The following is a 13698-nucleotide window of genomic DNA, read 5'->3' on the forward strand; positions in this document are numbered from 1 at the left end:
ACGGCGACGGGCACGTGCAGGATCAACCCCCGGACTCATGCCGCGATGATTTCATCGAGAACCGCTCCGGCGGAAGTCGATTCGCGTTCGCGGACGCGATATTCGGATGTGCACCCCGACTCGGTTTCGATACGGTGTGGTCGTCGATCGGGAGGTGACGAGCATGACGCTCACTCGTAAGGGGTCACGGCGGATCACGGTGGATGGGGTTGTCTATCGGTGGAGGGTGCGTGGGAGGCCGACGTATGACCAAGGGAATTGCTGGTCGCCGTGTACGTATGCGGTTGAGCTCGCTGAGGGCGGCGGGGCCGTGCTGGTTGTGAAGACTGATCGGCCGCATCCAAGTAATTGGGCGGGGCGGGCAGCGGAGCCGGTGTTGCCGGGGGAAGTTGCCGAGACCATCCGGGTTGCGTTGGGGCGTGGGTGGGTGCCCGGCGGGAAGGGGACGGGCTTTCGGCTCGACATGTCGCGGGGGTTCGAGGCTGGGTTCGGCTCGTAGGTAGCTGGGGAATATCGCGATCCGGCTGTGGTGGGTGGCCGGCGTCGCTACGATCAGGTCAGATACCTGGGCTTACGGTGTGATGCCGGTGGCCGAAGGGGCTGGTTGAGATGGCCGAGCCAAGTTCAGCGGTTGTGTGGCCCGTTCGCTGGGACACCGTGGCGGCGCGGGCCAGGGCCAGGGATTCCGAGATCGATGGCATCGTGAATTCTCCGCTGTTCGCGGCGCATCGCATTCTCGATCGGCTGGCGGGGATGGCGTTCGACGCGCGGGGCGGAGTGTTCGGGGCGGGTGAGGCTTTCGCGGAGGCACTGGCGGAACTGCGGCGTGCCGTTCCGGATCTGGTGCCGGGGATCGCCGGGGAGACGTCGTATCCCAGGGAGGTTTCGCTGCGCATCACGGTCGAGGTCGCTGAAGGGACCGGCGCGGAGGAGACGAGCGGGGCGAAGACGAGCGAGTACCCGGGGGAGGTGGAGAGCGTCGGGGACGGGCGGGCCGGGGACTTGGAGGCCGTGTCCGCGGGGTTGATCGATGCGGAGGGGGTGGGGGCGCTCGGTGAGACCGCGCTGCGGCTGGCGGGGGTTGCGGGGGCGGCGGTGATCCGGCAGTTGTCGACTATCGCGATGATCGCCGAGCGGAGGCTGGACGGGTATCCGTGGGATCCGGGCTATCAGGCCGATCTTTCGATGCTGGCCGACACGCCCGTTGACGACTATGTGGGTGACGGGGCGGGTGAGCAGTCGCGGTGGTGGCCGTCGCTGGATCGGACCGATATCGCGGCGCTGGTGCGGACGTCGCCGACGGTGTGTGAGTTGTCGTATCTGCGGTTGCTGGACGACGATCTGGTGGCGCATCCGCCGCCGGTCGGTGATCCGTTGTCCACCACGGGGATCGAACGGGTCGAGATCGGTGACGCGTGTGGTTCCGCGCCCACCATGACGATTCGCGGGCACGGGTTCGGGACCGCGCCCGCGGCGGGGGTCGGGGTGATCGCGGCGACGTGGGACAGCGTCACGTCGCGAGTCGTGTATCGCAAGATGGCGCTGTCGAGCTGGTCGGACACCGTGATCGTGGTGGCGCTGCCCGGCAATGCGATCTCCGGTACGGCGGCGTTCGCGGATCTGAACTTCATCGCCGACTACAACACGTGGGCCAAGGCGCGGAATCGGCGGCTCAACGATGCCATGCATGCGCGCGGCTGCCCGGGCAACTGGGATGCCGAGGTGCCCTACGAGGACAGTCCGGCGCCGGTGGCGGCCGCGCAGTACAGCGCCGGTAAGCCGCGGGTGCTCGCCGATGTGGCGCCGACGACCGGGCCGGTCGAGCAGTGGAATGCCGGGACGCTGCATCTGCGGACGGGGCAGGCGTTCCGGGTGGCCTGGCAGGGGTTCGGGGGTGACAGCGTCACCGTGCGCGCCTTGGACGCCGGGGCTACGGCCATCCTCTCCGCTTCCGGATATCCCAGTGCGGTAACCGGTTTGAATGCATCGAGCGGGAAGCTGGTGTTGACGGCGACGGCCACGCCGGTGCGCGGGACCTTCGCCGTCGACGCCATCAACCAGTGCGGCACCACCCGCGCCACACTGGCGCTGATCACGACAGGCCCAGCGCTGCAAGCGGCGTCGGTGGCGGTGTTCCAGGGCATCGCCGGCGGCGATGTGGAAGTGCAGGCGGCGACCGGCGGCGAAGCCCTGAATCCCGCTGGCGGGCCCACGATTCCGCTGGTCGCCGATAAACGCAGCGTGGCCGTCATCGACTGGTGGGCCGCGGTGCCGCAAATGCCACCGGGCGAAACCCTCACCGCGTCGGCCACTCTCGAGGTCCACGGCCCGCTGATCGGGCATTTGGGCGTGACCTTGCGGCCGAGTCATTCGACGGCCGATGCGGCGCCGCCGGCATCGGACGTGGAACTGCCATCCGGGCCCGGATTCGCCTCCTTGGCCGCCTATCAGCAGTGGCTGGCGCAGGGCAACAGTCCGCGCACGTTCAATGTCGTACTGCCGCCGGAGATTTGCCAAGGCGGCCCGATCGGATCGACGGGCGTGCCGGGCTGGCTGGTGCTCGAGGCCACCGTGCGGGTGCGCAGCCTGGACGGCCCGAGCTGGACGCTGGAGGCGGGCAACAATGTCACGTTCCATCCCCGCCGCCGCGTCCGCATCCGCTACCGCGCCTGGGGGCGCACCACCAATCTGTCGCCGGGCGAACAACCGCGGCCCGCACCTTCCGATCAAGCGTGCCGGGAGGCATTGCGCGCGGCCGCCAGCCTGCTGCCGATTCCGGACCCGCAGATCCTCACCCTGACCAATTCGCCGGTCGAACAGAACGGGCATCTGATCGAGGACCTCATCGCCGAGCGCGGCGGCACCGCCACCCCGTCCTGGCGGGACGAGATCTGGCTGGTCGTCGGCCCGGTCGGAGTGGGCGGCTACGCACCCGGCCCGTGGGTGGGCGCCACCGACGCGACCGGATTGACCACCGCGCACGAGATCTGCCACCTGTTCGCGCAGAACCACCTGGCGCTGTGCGGGATCGCCGGCGACCCGCCCTCCTCCTTCCCTAACGGCGGGGATGTGGTGGTCCCCGGATACGACATGTGGGGCAATGCGTTCGTGCGCAATGCCCGCGATGTCATGGTCCGCACCTACTGCCCCGAACCCACCTGGCCCAGCCCGGAACGCTGGCGCCGGGTCTTCCTCCAGGTAGGCCGGCCATGAGCGTCGTGCACATCACCGGAACCATCGACCACGGCGGCCATTTCACCCCCGGCTGGTGGGGCAGCGCCCCGGACGACGCGCGAACACCCCCCGGCCCGGCATCCGGCTGGACGGTCCTCGCCACCGACGAGTCCGGCCGGATCCTCGCCCTCGCCCCCGCGGCCATCGAACAGCTCGTGGACTGCCCGGGCAGCGGTGCACCCCTCACCCGCCTCGACGCATTCCTGCCGCTGCCAAGGGAATCCGCGCACCTCGTGGTGCGCCACGACGAGGTGGAGACCTACCGGCGCCCGGTCCCCGCACCCGCCGCCGTCAGCCTCGACCTCACCGCAGTGGGGGGCGCCCGGCTGGCGCGCGATCGGACCGTGCGGATACCCGTCCGCATCGACGGCCCGCCACCACCGCCCGGCGCACATCTCGTCGCCCGTTGGGAGACAACGGGTTCCGGCGATCCATCGGTGCCGCTAGGGCTCATCGACGTCGGCGGCGGCGATCCAGCGCTCGTACCACTCCCCCTCGCCGACCTCCCCGCCGCCGGCCAGTGCCGCCTGACGGTGAGCTACAGCGACGGCACCCGCACGGTCACCGTGTCGAGCCCGGTCCTGGATGTCGAACGACGCCCGGCCTACCCGCGGATCACCCCGCCCGACCCGAATGCGGCACGCTACGACGACGGGCTGCTGGTACTGGAAGGCCGACTCGACGGCGACGGCGACCCCGCCGCACTGCACTGGCGCGTCGACGGCGAGTCGGCCGGAACCGGTCCCCGCGCCGTGGTTTCCCGGCCCACCGCCGGTGCACACACCGTATCCCTGGAGTACGGCCCGCAGCGCGATGAGATCGAAGTATCGGTGTCCCCCGCCCCGGCGGCCGAGCGGCAGTCGTCACGCTGGACTCCGCCTTGGCGTACCGGGCCGGTCCGATCGATCGGCACCTTGCTCGAATAAGCCAATTACTGAGCCCGCTGTGCCCCAGCCGGATTCGCGCGCCTACGACGCAAAGAGCGGCATATCCCGCAGCAAGTGACGCTCAGCCAGGACATCCTGCAGCGGATCGGACAATGCAGCCAAACCCTTGGTCGCTTGGCGGGCCGTCTGGTCGCACACCGCCGCGAGACGAATCGTGCAAGCGGCCACGGCAGCCGGGTCGAGCGCCAGCAATCGCTGTGCCGCAGTGGCCGCACCGGTCATGGTCGTGTACACGACGACCCCGGCGATCTCCTCGGGAGAGGCCCCGGATTCCGCACCGACGACACCGAAAACCGTCGACAGATGCGGCCGCGTTCCCAGGCCCGACCACTGGGCTTGCGGCCAGACCTGCTTCGCCAGGCGGAGCAAGCCGCGCCCCTGGGCGCGGGAGGCGGTGCGAGCCGAGGGGGAAGGCGTGCGCGCGTCCGCCTCGAGCTCGGCACGGGCCGGAGTGAGGGTCTCCGCGCAGACGGCGGCGGCCAGCGAGGCGGCGACCAGACCCGAGGTGCGGATACGGCGGCGCAGATAGAGCTCGACGGTGGGCACATCGCGGAGCAGCCCGGAGGTGATCGCCTCTTCGACGCCGCCGGAGTGGACGTGGCCACCGATCGGCAGGCGCGAGTCGGCGAGGGTGAGCAGCGTAGCCAAGCTCATCGGCGGGTCTCCGGGTAACGCATCGTTCGATAGTAAGCGGTGTCCTCAGGGCCGTCTGACCGCGCACTTGACCTGAACCATGGTTCGGGTTGCAGGCTGGGCGGTGCGATCAGTCGAATCACTAGGAGTTGCCGTGCACGCCATCCGTCTTCATGCGTTCGGACCGGCCGAGAACCTGCGCTACGACGCCGTCGACGATCTCGAACCCGGGTCCGGGCAGGTGCGAATCGCGGTGCAGGCGGCGGGGGTGCACTTCATCGACACCTCGCTGCGGCGGGGAGGTACGGCGGGACCCATTCCATTGCCCGAACTTCCGACCATTCCCGGCCGCGAGGTGGCGGGGACGGTCGATCAGGTCGGGGCGGGAATGGATCAGAGCTGGGTCGGGCGGCCGGTGGTCGCGTACCTCGGGCCGGTGCCGGGCGGGTACGCCGAGCAGGCGGTCACCGATGCCGGACGGCTGCATGCGATTCCGGCGGGGCTCACGCCGGCGGAGGCGGTCGCCATGATCGGGACGGGCCGGACCGCCATGGGCATTCTGCAATTCGCGCCGCCGATCGACACGGACACCGTCGCCGTGGTGACCGCTGCCGCGGGCGGAATCGGCACGCTGCTGGTGCAGTATCTGAAGAATGCTGGGGCGCAGGTCATCGGCCTGGCGGGCGGGGCGGAGAAGGTGGCGATGGTGCGGGGCAATGGCGCGGACCTCGCCGTCGACTACCGGCAACCCGGATGGCTGGATCGGGTGCGCGTCGCGTACGGCGAGCGACCGGCGACCCTGCTCTTCGACGGCGTGGGCGGCGAGATCGCCCGCGCGGCAATCGATCTGCTCGACAAGGGTGGGCAGCGCCTGGATTTCGGCGCGGCATCCGGCTCGGCCGATTTCACCGAGGAAGAGCTCACTTCGCGCGGGGTGATCTCGCGGAATGTACTGGGCCAGCGCATGTTCGAGCAGGCGGGCGGTATCCGCAATCTCGAACTGCGGGCACTCGCCGAAGCCGCCGCCGGGCGCTTGCGCCCTGCCGTGCAACAGTTTCCGCTGGCGGAAGCAGCTGCCGCACATCGCGCGCTGGAGACGCGGGCGACGACCGGAAAGGTCGTGCTCGTCCCCTGAGAGCGCGCGAACTCCGCCGCCGAAGCGGAAACTCATCGCCCCGCTCAGCACCTGAAGGCTGCGAGCTCATCCCTTCAGCGTGCGGAAGCTTCGCTCCATGAACCTTTGCGCCGCCCCGCGCCGCAGATCGGTCCACGCCTGCACGGGCCCGGTCCACCACGGTGAGATCTCGAGGGGTTTGGCGGTGACCGCGTGGCAGATGAGGTCGGCGGCTTCGTCTGCGGTGAGTCCTGGTACGCCGGAGAAGTCGGTGGGTGCGCTCATGCGGGTGTGCACCAGGGGCATGTAGACCGAAGTAGTGGTCACGCCGTCGGCGGCGATTTCCGTTGCCACGGTGCGCAACCAGACGTCGAAGGCGGCTTTCGAGGCGCCGTAGGCGGACCAGCGCGGGGCGGGCGGCATGCGCAGGCCCCAGGTGGACACGTTCACGATGTGTCCCCGACCGCGCTCGCGCATATTCGGCAGGAGGGTGAGGAGCAGGCGTACCGGACCGAGGTAGTTGACGTCGATGGTGCGGGTGAAGTCGTGGAAGCGGTCGTAGGATTTCGCGAGCGACCGGCGGATCGACTTGCCCGCATTATTGATCATGACGTCCACGTGGTCGTGCTCGTCGAGAATGGTGCGGCCCAGTTGTTCGACGGCCTCCATATCGGTGATGTCGGCCTGGTAGACGTGCGCCGTCCCGCCCGCCGCGCCGATTTCCGCGGCCACCTGGTCGAGGTCCTCGCGGGTGCGCGCCACCAGCAGCACGATCGCCCCCGCGGCCGCGAGTTTCTTCGCCGTCACCTTGCCGATGCCGTGCGAGGCGCCGGTCACCAGGATCACGCGCCCGGAGACCGCGTCCCGCAGCGATTTCTCGCGCGGGCGCGAGGTCGGATAGAACAGTCTGGTGGCCACCCGCTCGGCGAGCGGCCGCCCAGTGGTCCCGTTGCGATTCTCCGGATTCGGCGCGGAATTCTCACCCACGCCTCGACTCTAGGACGCCGGACGGGATTACGACCCGGAGTGCGCGGAATTGGCGCGCACCGGCGCCGGCTTGGCCACCAGCGCGATGACCGCCATGACGGCCAGCAGAATCGCGCCCGCGGTGGTCGCGAAATGCATGCCGTGCACGAAAGACGAACGCGCGGAATCGATCAGCGCGGTGTCGTGCCCCGCGCGGGCGATGGTCTCCCCCAGCGTCGGCGCGAAATCGCCGCCGGACCGGAACACCAGCGCCGCCAGCGAACCCAGCAGCGCCAGGCCCAGGCCGTTGCCGAGCTCGAAACTGGTCTCCGAGATGCCCACCGCGGATCCGGCCCGCTCCGGCGGCACCGAGGACACCGACACCTCCGACACCAGCGTGAACGCAATGCCGAAGCCCGCGCCCGCGATCACCGATCCGGCGATGTACCAGCCGATTCCGCCGTCCACGCCCAGTCCCAGCAGCAGCAGATTGCCGACCGCCGCCATACCCAGCGACAGCACGAAGCTGGTCTTGGTGCCGAGCAGATGCCCGATCCGCGAGCCGCCCATCGAGCAGGCGAACACGACAATGGCCATGGGGATGCCCAGCAGTGCCGCCTGCAGGGCGTCGCGCCCGGTGACCGACTGCAAGTACGTGCTGGTCAGGAAGCTCATCCCGGCCAGCGCCAGCATGCCCACGGTGCTGGAGCCGACCGCCACCGAGAACAGTCCGCGCCGGAACAGGCTCAGATCCACCAGCGGTTCGGTCAGGGTCCGCTGCCGCCGGATGAACAGTGTCAGCAACAGCACGCCGACCAGTCCGATGCCCACCGACGGTGCGGTGAACCCGTGCGCCGCGAATTCCTTGATCGCGTACACGACCGGCAGAATGCCGCCGATCGACAGCGCCACGCTCGGCAGGTCCAGGGGCGCGAGGCCCGCCGCGCGATGCTCCGGCAGCAGCAACGGCCCGAAGACCAGCAGCACCAGCAGCACCGGCGTATTGATGAGAAACACCGAACCCCACCAGAATTGGTGCAGCAGCACGCCGCCGATGATCGGCCCCACCGCCGACCCGCCCGCGAAGAACGCCGTCCACACGCCGATGGCGGTATTGCGCGCCCGCTGATCGGGGAACAGCGTGGAAATCAAGGCCAGGCTCGACGGCAGCAGGGTCGCGCCGCCCACGCCCATGAGCGCGCGGGCCGCGATCAGCACCGGCGCGCTCGGCGCGAAAGCCGCCAGCACCGAGGCGATTCCGAAGATGGTCGCACCCGCGAGCAGAATATTGCGCCGCCCGATCCGATCACCCAGATTGCCCATGGTGATCAGCAGCCCGGCGATCAGGAAGCCGTAGATGTCCAGAATCCACAACTGTTCCGTCGCAGAGGGATCCAGGTGCGCGGTGAGGGTCGGCATGGCGAGATACAGCACCGACATATCCATCGACACGAGCAGCACCGGCAGCAGCAATACCGCCAGTCCGGCCCAGGCGCGTCGGGGAGTCTTCGCGGCGGAATGCGCGAGCGTGCTGGTCATCACCTATCCTTCGGGTCGATCCGGGCTTCGAACTGAGGAGCGCGCGTACGACGTACGCGCGGCCGGAGTACAGTGTACGCACAACGGCGCGGGGAAGGGAAGAATTCGTCCGATGACAGAGGCCAAGCTCACCAGGGCCGCCATCGTCGACACCGCCATCGCCCTGGCCGACGAATCCGGGCTCGATGCCCTGTCCATGCGGCGGATCGCCGAGCGCATGGGCGCGGGGGCCATGTCGCTGTACCGGCACGTGCCCAATAAGGACACACTGCTCGCGGAGATGACCGACGAGGTCTCCCGGCGCAATCCCTACCCCTCGCCCGAGGGCCAGGGCTGGACCTGGCGGGACCGGGTGCGCATTGCCGCCGAGGTGGATTGGCGGCTGTATCAAGAACATCCGTGGGTGCTGTTCACCTTCGCGGTGCCGCGCTACAACTTCGGCGAGAACAGCCTCATCGTGCTGAGCTGGCTGGTCGAGGGCTTCCGCGAACTCGGCGTCGACACCCGCGAGGCCACCCGCATGTCGCTGTCGGTGTGGAGCTATATCGCCGGCGTCGCGCTGCAGCAGGTGAGCGCGCGCCTGCTCTCGGCTCGCGACAGCGAGGCCGATGAGCGTTCCGGCCTGGAGGCCCTGCTCGACGGCACGCCCTGCTGGCCGCCCACGCCCGCGCTCGCCGCGCTGGAGGGCACCGGCCGCGCCGATCTGCTCGATCCGGTGGCCATGCTCGATTCCGGTCTCAGCGCACTTTGCGACGGCTTCGAGGCCCGCGCCCGGCGCTAGTCACCCCGTCGCGTGTCGGTGGCGGCGATGAGTTTGCCTGCCGGGCATCGTCTGTACGGATGCACGCGGTGCGGTCCTGCCCGCACTGCGCGCACGAACCGTCTCCGACGACGAGGAGCAACCATGCCTCCCGCTTTCATCCCGGGCACACCCCGCTGGTTCGACGTCAGCGCCCCCGATATCCCCGCCACCGCCGCCTTCTACTGCGACCTGTTCGGCTGGACCGCCCAGGACACCGGTCCCGAGGCCGGTCACTACACCATCCTGCGCCAGGACGACGCCCAGGTCGCGGGCGTCGTCTCGGCCGCCAACCCGGACGGCACCGGGAAACCGGCCGTCTGGCTCCCCTACTTCGCGGTCGCCGATCTCGAAGCCACCACCACCGCCGCGGTCGGTGCCGGCGCGGGCGTCTTCGTCGCGCCCGCCGACGTCTTCGGCCGCCTGAAATTCGCCATTCTCACCGATCCGGACGGCGCGCCCTACGGCCTCGCCCAGCCCATCACCGATCCCGGCACCGAACGCTGGATGGCGCCGAACAATCCCTGCTGGGTCGAATACGCCGCGACCCGCGCCCCCGCCGACGCCCTCGCCCATTACGCGAAGGTCCTCGGCTGGACCCACACCAATGCCGCCTGGGAAACCGCCACCGAAAACCCCTACCAGGCCATCTCTGCCCCGGGCACCGGCGAATTCGGCGGCGCGCACCGGGCCGCCCCCGGCGAACCGGCCCCGTTCTGGTCCATGACCATCCACGTCCCCGATGCCGACGCCACCGTCGCCCGCGCGGTCGAACTGGGCGGCAAGATCATCGACGAACCGAAGGACCTTCCCGGCCCCTCCCGCGTCGGCGTCCTCGCCGATCCGGCGGGCGCGGCCTTCGCCGTCATGGCCTTCCCGCACTGACGATTACGAACCCTCGATCACGCCGTCGAGGTAGACCCACGCCCCGTTGTCGCGGCGGAACCGGCTGTTCTCGTGCAGCACGCCCGCCGCGCCGTGCGATCGATAGTGGGCCCGGAACTCCACCGTGCCCTCGGTGTGGAAGGGCCCGCCGCCGGTCGAGCCGATGATCTCGAGCTCCTCCCAGCGCATCCCCGGGTCGAAATCCACCTCGACCGGCCGGGTCGAGGGGTCCCAGCTGCGCAGCAGATACCCCTCGTCCCGGACGGCGAAGGCGCTGAATCGCGAGCGCATCAACTGCTCGGCGCTGCTCGCCGACACCTCGCCCCGGTGCAGCCGTCCACAGCAGTCGGCATAGTTCGCGGGCAGCCCGCACGGACAGGACTGCGGGACCGGAGTGGAGTTGCGGCGCTTGGACACGCACCCATTCTCCAATCCGGCCCGATCCCTACTCCTCGGGGTCGACGACGACGGCGTAGGCGAAGCCGTCCCAGCCCTTGCTGCCGACGGTTTGCAGGACGGTGGCGTCCAATCGCGGTTCGGCGGCGAACAATTCGATGACATCGCGACTGGCCTGGGCGGCGGCGTCGGGATCGGCGTCGACGATGGCGCCGTGGCGGACCACATTGTCGACGATGATGACCGAGCCGGGGCGGGTGAGTTTCAGCGCCCAGTTCACATAGTTGGAGTTGTTGATCTTGTCGGCGTCGATGAAGACCAGGTCGAAGGGTTCCGGTTTGCGCTGGGCGATAAGGGGCAGGGTTTCCAGGGCGGCCCCGGGTAGCACGTCCACGCGATCCCCGACCCCGGCCCGGTCCAGATTGGCGCGGGCCACCTCGGCGTGATGAGGATCGAATTCGAGAGTGACGACGCGGCCTTCCTTACCGACGGCGCGCGCCAGCCAGGTGGTGCTGTAGCCGCCGAGGGTGCCGATCTCCAGGACTCGTTCCGCGCGCATGGATTTGGCGAGCAGGTAGAGCCACTTGCCCTGCGGCGGCGAGACGTCGATCGCGGGTAAGCCAGCGGCCGCGTTCGCCTCGAGGGTCGCCGAATCCTGGTCTCCCACGACCGTATCCGCGAGGTAGCGGTCCACTTCTGCCCAGTCCGAGTTGCTCATACTGGGCAGTCTGCCACTCAGAACAGAAAATACCTCTGCGCCATGGGCAGTTCGGTGGCGGGCTCCTCCGCCCACACCTCGCCGTCGATGCGCACGGTGAAGGTGTCGGGATCCACCTCGATGCGCGGCATGGCGTCATTGCGGACCATATCGGCCTTGGTGCGCTTGCGAACATTGGCCACCGGCACCAGTTTCCGGTTCACCCGCAGCCGCTCGGCCAGACCGTCCTCGATGGCCTGCTCGGACACGAAATGCAGCGAGGCCCCCGCCGCCACGATGGGCGACGCGCCGAACATGGGGCGCGGCAGCACCGGCTGCGGGGTCGGAATGGAGGCATTGGCGTCACCCATGGCGGCCCAGGCGATCACGCCGCCCTTGAGCACCGCGTGCGGGCGCACCCCGAAGAACGCGGGCTCCCACAGCACCAGATCCGCCAGCTTGCCCACCTCGATCGACCCGATCTCGGCATCCAGGCCGTGCGCCACGGCCGGGCAGATCGTGTACTTGGCGACATAGCGCTGCACCCGGTTGTTGTCGGCCGCCCCGTCGCCCGCCAGCGCGCCGCGCCGGCGCTTCATGACGTGCGCGGTCTGCCAGGTGCGCATGACCACCTCGCCGATGCGGCCCATGGCCTGGGCGTCGCTGCCGATCATGGAGATCGCGCCCATATCGTGCAGCAGATCCTCGGCGGCAATGGTGGAGGGCCGGATGCGGCTCTCCGCGAAGGCCAGATCCTCGGGAATGGACGGGCTCAGGTGATGGCACACCATGAGCATGTCCAGATGCTCGTCCAGGGTGTTCACGGTGTGCGGCCGGGTCGGATTGGTGGAGCTGGGCACCACATTGAGATGCGAAGCGACGGTGATGATGTCGGGCGCGTGCCCGCCGCCCGCGCCCTCGGTGTGATACGAGTGGATGGCCCGGCCGCGAATGGCGGCCAGGGTGTCCTCCACGAATCCGGCCTCGTTCAAGGTGTCCGAGTGCAGCGCCACCTGCACACCCGAGGCGTCGGCCACGGTGAGGCAGGCGTCGATGGCCGCGGGCGTGGTCCCCCAGTCCTCATGCAGTTTGAAAGCCGCCGCGCCGCCGCGCAATTGCTCCCACAGCGCGTCCTGGCTGACGGTATTGCCCTTGCCCAGCAGCACGATGTTCACCGGCCACGAGTCGGTGGCCTCCAGCATGCGGCCCAGATGCCACGCGCCCGGCGTGACCGTGGTGGCCTTGGATCCCTCGGCCGGGCCGGTGCCGCCGCCGATCAGGGTGGTGATGCCGGAACCGATTGCCTCGTCGAGGATCTGGGGACAGATGAAGTGCACGTGGCAGTCGATGGCGCCCGCGGTGACGATGCGGCCGTTACCGGCGATGATCTCGGTCGACGGGCCGACCACCAGATCCGGGTGCACGCCGCTCATGGTGTCGGGATTACCGGCCTTGCCGATGGCGCAGATGCGCCCGTCGCGAATGCCGATGTCCGCCTTGATGATTCCCCAGTGATCGACGATCACCACGCCGGTGATGACGGTGTCCGGGGTGCCCTGCGCCCGGGTGGCGCGCGCCTGGCCCATGGATTCGCGCAGCACCTTGCCGCCGCCGAAGACGGCCTCGTCACCGGCGAGACCCGGTCCGCCGCTGCGGTCCTCGGTGATCTCGATGAGCAGATCGGTGTCCGCCAGCCGGATTCGGTCGCCGACGGTCGGTCCGAACAGTTCGGCGTAGCGGGCGCGGGAGAGTTCGGCCATCAGGCATCCAGCTTTCCGGGTGGGGTGAGGCTGATTCCGTGCACTTCGCGGGTCCCGCCCAGGGGCACCAGCGAAACCCGCTGGCCCAGACCGGGTTCGAACCGCACCGCGGTGCCCGCGGGAATATCGAGGCGGCGGCCGTGCGCGGCCTCGCGATCGAAGCGCAGCGCCGCATTGGCCTGCGGGAAGTGCACGTGCGATCCGACCTGGACCGGCCGGTCACCGGTGTTCACCACATCCAGTTCGATGCGGTCGGCTCCGGGGTTGAGCTCGATAGTGCCTTCGGCACACAGGTATTCACCAGGAATCACGCGCGTCATCCGATCGGGTGGTGGACGGTGACGAGCTTGGTGCCGTCGGGAAAGGTGGCCTCCACCTGGACGTCGTGGATCATCTCCGGCACGCCGTCCATCACGTCGTCGCGGGTGAGCACGGTGCGCCCGGAGGCCATGAGCTCGGCCACGGTCCGCCCGTCGCGCGCCCCCTCCAGGACGTGGTCGGTAATGAGTGCGATCGCCTCGGGGTGATTGAGCTTCAACCCCCGGGCCTGCCGCCGCCGAGCCAATTCGGCCGCGTAACTCAGCAGCAGGCGTTCCTGCTCGTGCGGCGACAAACGCATTCGGGCTCCTCACCGAGGTCGCGGGGCGGGTCGTCGGTCATTCTGGCACGCCCCGCGTTACCTGCATGTTTCGGCGATGTTGCACTGCGCGTCGGCGGAAATCCGCCGC

13 protein-coding genes are annotated in these 13698 nt (G+C 69.3%); 5 read left to right on the top strand and 8 right to left on the bottom strand.

What is annotated here, in order from left to right:
• Nucleotides 1-702 precede the first annotated feature (702 nt).
• Both ACFVIV_RS09285 and ACFVIV_RS09290 read left to right on the top strand, forming a co-directional pair.
• Nucleotides 703-3213 carry a hypothetical protein gene (locus ACFVIV_RS09285; RefSeq protein ID WP_379194308.1) on the top strand — a complete coding sequence of 837 codons (2511 nt, stop codon included), beginning with the start codon at nt 703-705 and terminating at the stop codon, nt 3211-3213.
• Nucleotides 3210-4160, top strand: a complete 951-nt coding sequence (locus ACFVIV_RS09290) for a hypothetical protein (protein ID WP_379194309.1) — start codon at nt 3210-3212, stop codon at nt 4158-4160. Before ACFVIV_RS09285 ends, ACFVIV_RS09290 begins: the two co-directional genes overlap by 4 nt.
• A 42-nt stretch (nt 4161-4202) precedes the next feature.
• Here ACFVIV_RS09290 and ACFVIV_RS09295 read toward each other — a convergent pair whose 3' ends face one another.
• On the bottom strand, nt 4203-4835 hold the full coding sequence (locus ACFVIV_RS09295; protein ID WP_379194310.1) for an urease accessory protein UreF: 633 nt from the start codon (nt 4833-4835) through the stop codon (nt 4203-4205).
• 133 nt (nt 4836-4968) lie between these two features.
• Here ACFVIV_RS09295 and ACFVIV_RS09300 point away from each other — a divergent pair, with 133 nt between their 5' ends.
• Nucleotides 4969-5949, top strand: coding sequence for a zinc-binding dehydrogenase (locus ACFVIV_RS09300; protein ID WP_379194311.1), 981 nt, complete (start codon nt 4969-4971; stop codon nt 5947-5949).
• Nucleotides 5950-6015: 66 nt separating this feature from the next.
• On the opposite strand, the gene ACFVIV_RS09305 is transcribed toward ACFVIV_RS09300, so the two are convergent.
• Nucleotides 6016-6915: an SDR family NAD(P)-dependent oxidoreductase gene (locus tag ACFVIV_RS09305; RefSeq protein WP_379194312.1), complete on the bottom strand. Its 900-nt coding sequence runs from the start codon at nt 6913-6915 to the stop codon at nt 6016-6018.
• Between the two features lie 27 nt (nt 6916-6942).
• Nucleotides 6943-8433: an MFS transporter gene (locus ACFVIV_RS09310; protein WP_379194313.1), complete on the bottom strand. Its 1491-nt coding sequence runs from the start codon at nt 8431-8433 to the stop codon at nt 6943-6945.
• A 112-nt stretch (nt 8434-8545) separates the two neighbouring features.
• Here ACFVIV_RS09310 and ACFVIV_RS09315 point away from each other — a divergent pair, with 112 nt between their 5' ends.
• Together ACFVIV_RS09315 and ACFVIV_RS09320 are read left to right on the top strand one after the other, a co-directional pair.
• On the top strand, nt 8546-9214 hold the full coding sequence (locus ACFVIV_RS09315; RefSeq protein WP_379194314.1) for a TetR/AcrR family transcriptional regulator: 669 nt from the start codon (nt 8546-8548) through the stop codon (nt 9212-9214).
• Between the two features lie 123 nt (nt 9215-9337).
• A complete protein-coding gene (locus ACFVIV_RS09320; RefSeq protein WP_379194315.1) occupies nt 9338-10117 on the top strand; it encodes a VOC family protein in 780 nt (259 codons plus the stop codon).
• A gap of 3 nt (nt 10118-10120) precedes the next feature.
• Here ACFVIV_RS09320 and ACFVIV_RS09325 read toward each other — a convergent pair whose 3' ends face one another.
• Genes ACFVIV_RS09325 through ACFVIV_RS09345 form a run of 5 tightly spaced genes read right to left on the bottom strand, consistent with a single transcriptional unit; the run spans nt 10121 to nt 13589 of the window.
• Nucleotides 10121-10534: a YchJ family protein gene (locus ACFVIV_RS09325; protein WP_379194316.1), complete on the bottom strand. Its 414-nt coding sequence runs from the start codon at nt 10532-10534 to the stop codon at nt 10121-10123.
• A gap of 28 nt (nt 10535-10562) precedes the next feature.
• On the bottom strand, nt 10563-11231 hold the full coding sequence (locus ACFVIV_RS09330) for an O-methyltransferase (RefSeq protein WP_379194317.1): 669 nt from the start codon (nt 11229-11231) through the stop codon (nt 10563-10565).
• A 17-nt stretch (nt 11232-11248) separates the two neighbouring features.
• Nucleotides 11249-12970, bottom strand: coding sequence for an urease subunit alpha (locus ACFVIV_RS09335; protein WP_379194318.1), 1722 nt, complete (start codon nt 12968-12970; stop codon nt 11249-11251).
• Nucleotides 12970-13281 carry an urease subunit beta gene (locus tag ACFVIV_RS09340; protein WP_379194319.1) on the bottom strand — a complete coding sequence of 104 codons (312 nt, stop codon included), beginning with the start codon at nt 13279-13281 and terminating at the stop codon, nt 12970-12972. The genes ACFVIV_RS09335 and ACFVIV_RS09340 overlap by 1 nt, the downstream gene beginning before the upstream one ends.
• A gap of 5 nt (nt 13282-13286) precedes the next feature.
• Nucleotides 13287-13589 carry an urease subunit gamma gene (locus ACFVIV_RS09345; protein WP_369636412.1) on the bottom strand — a complete coding sequence of 101 codons (303 nt, stop codon included), beginning with the start codon at nt 13587-13589 and terminating at the stop codon, nt 13287-13289.
• Between the last annotated feature and the right edge of the window lie 109 nt (nt 13590-13698).

Source organism: Nocardia sp. NPDC127526, from assembly GCF_042672265.1.
GTDB lineage: Bacteria > Actinomycetota > Actinomycetes > Mycobacteriales > Mycobacteriaceae > Nocardia.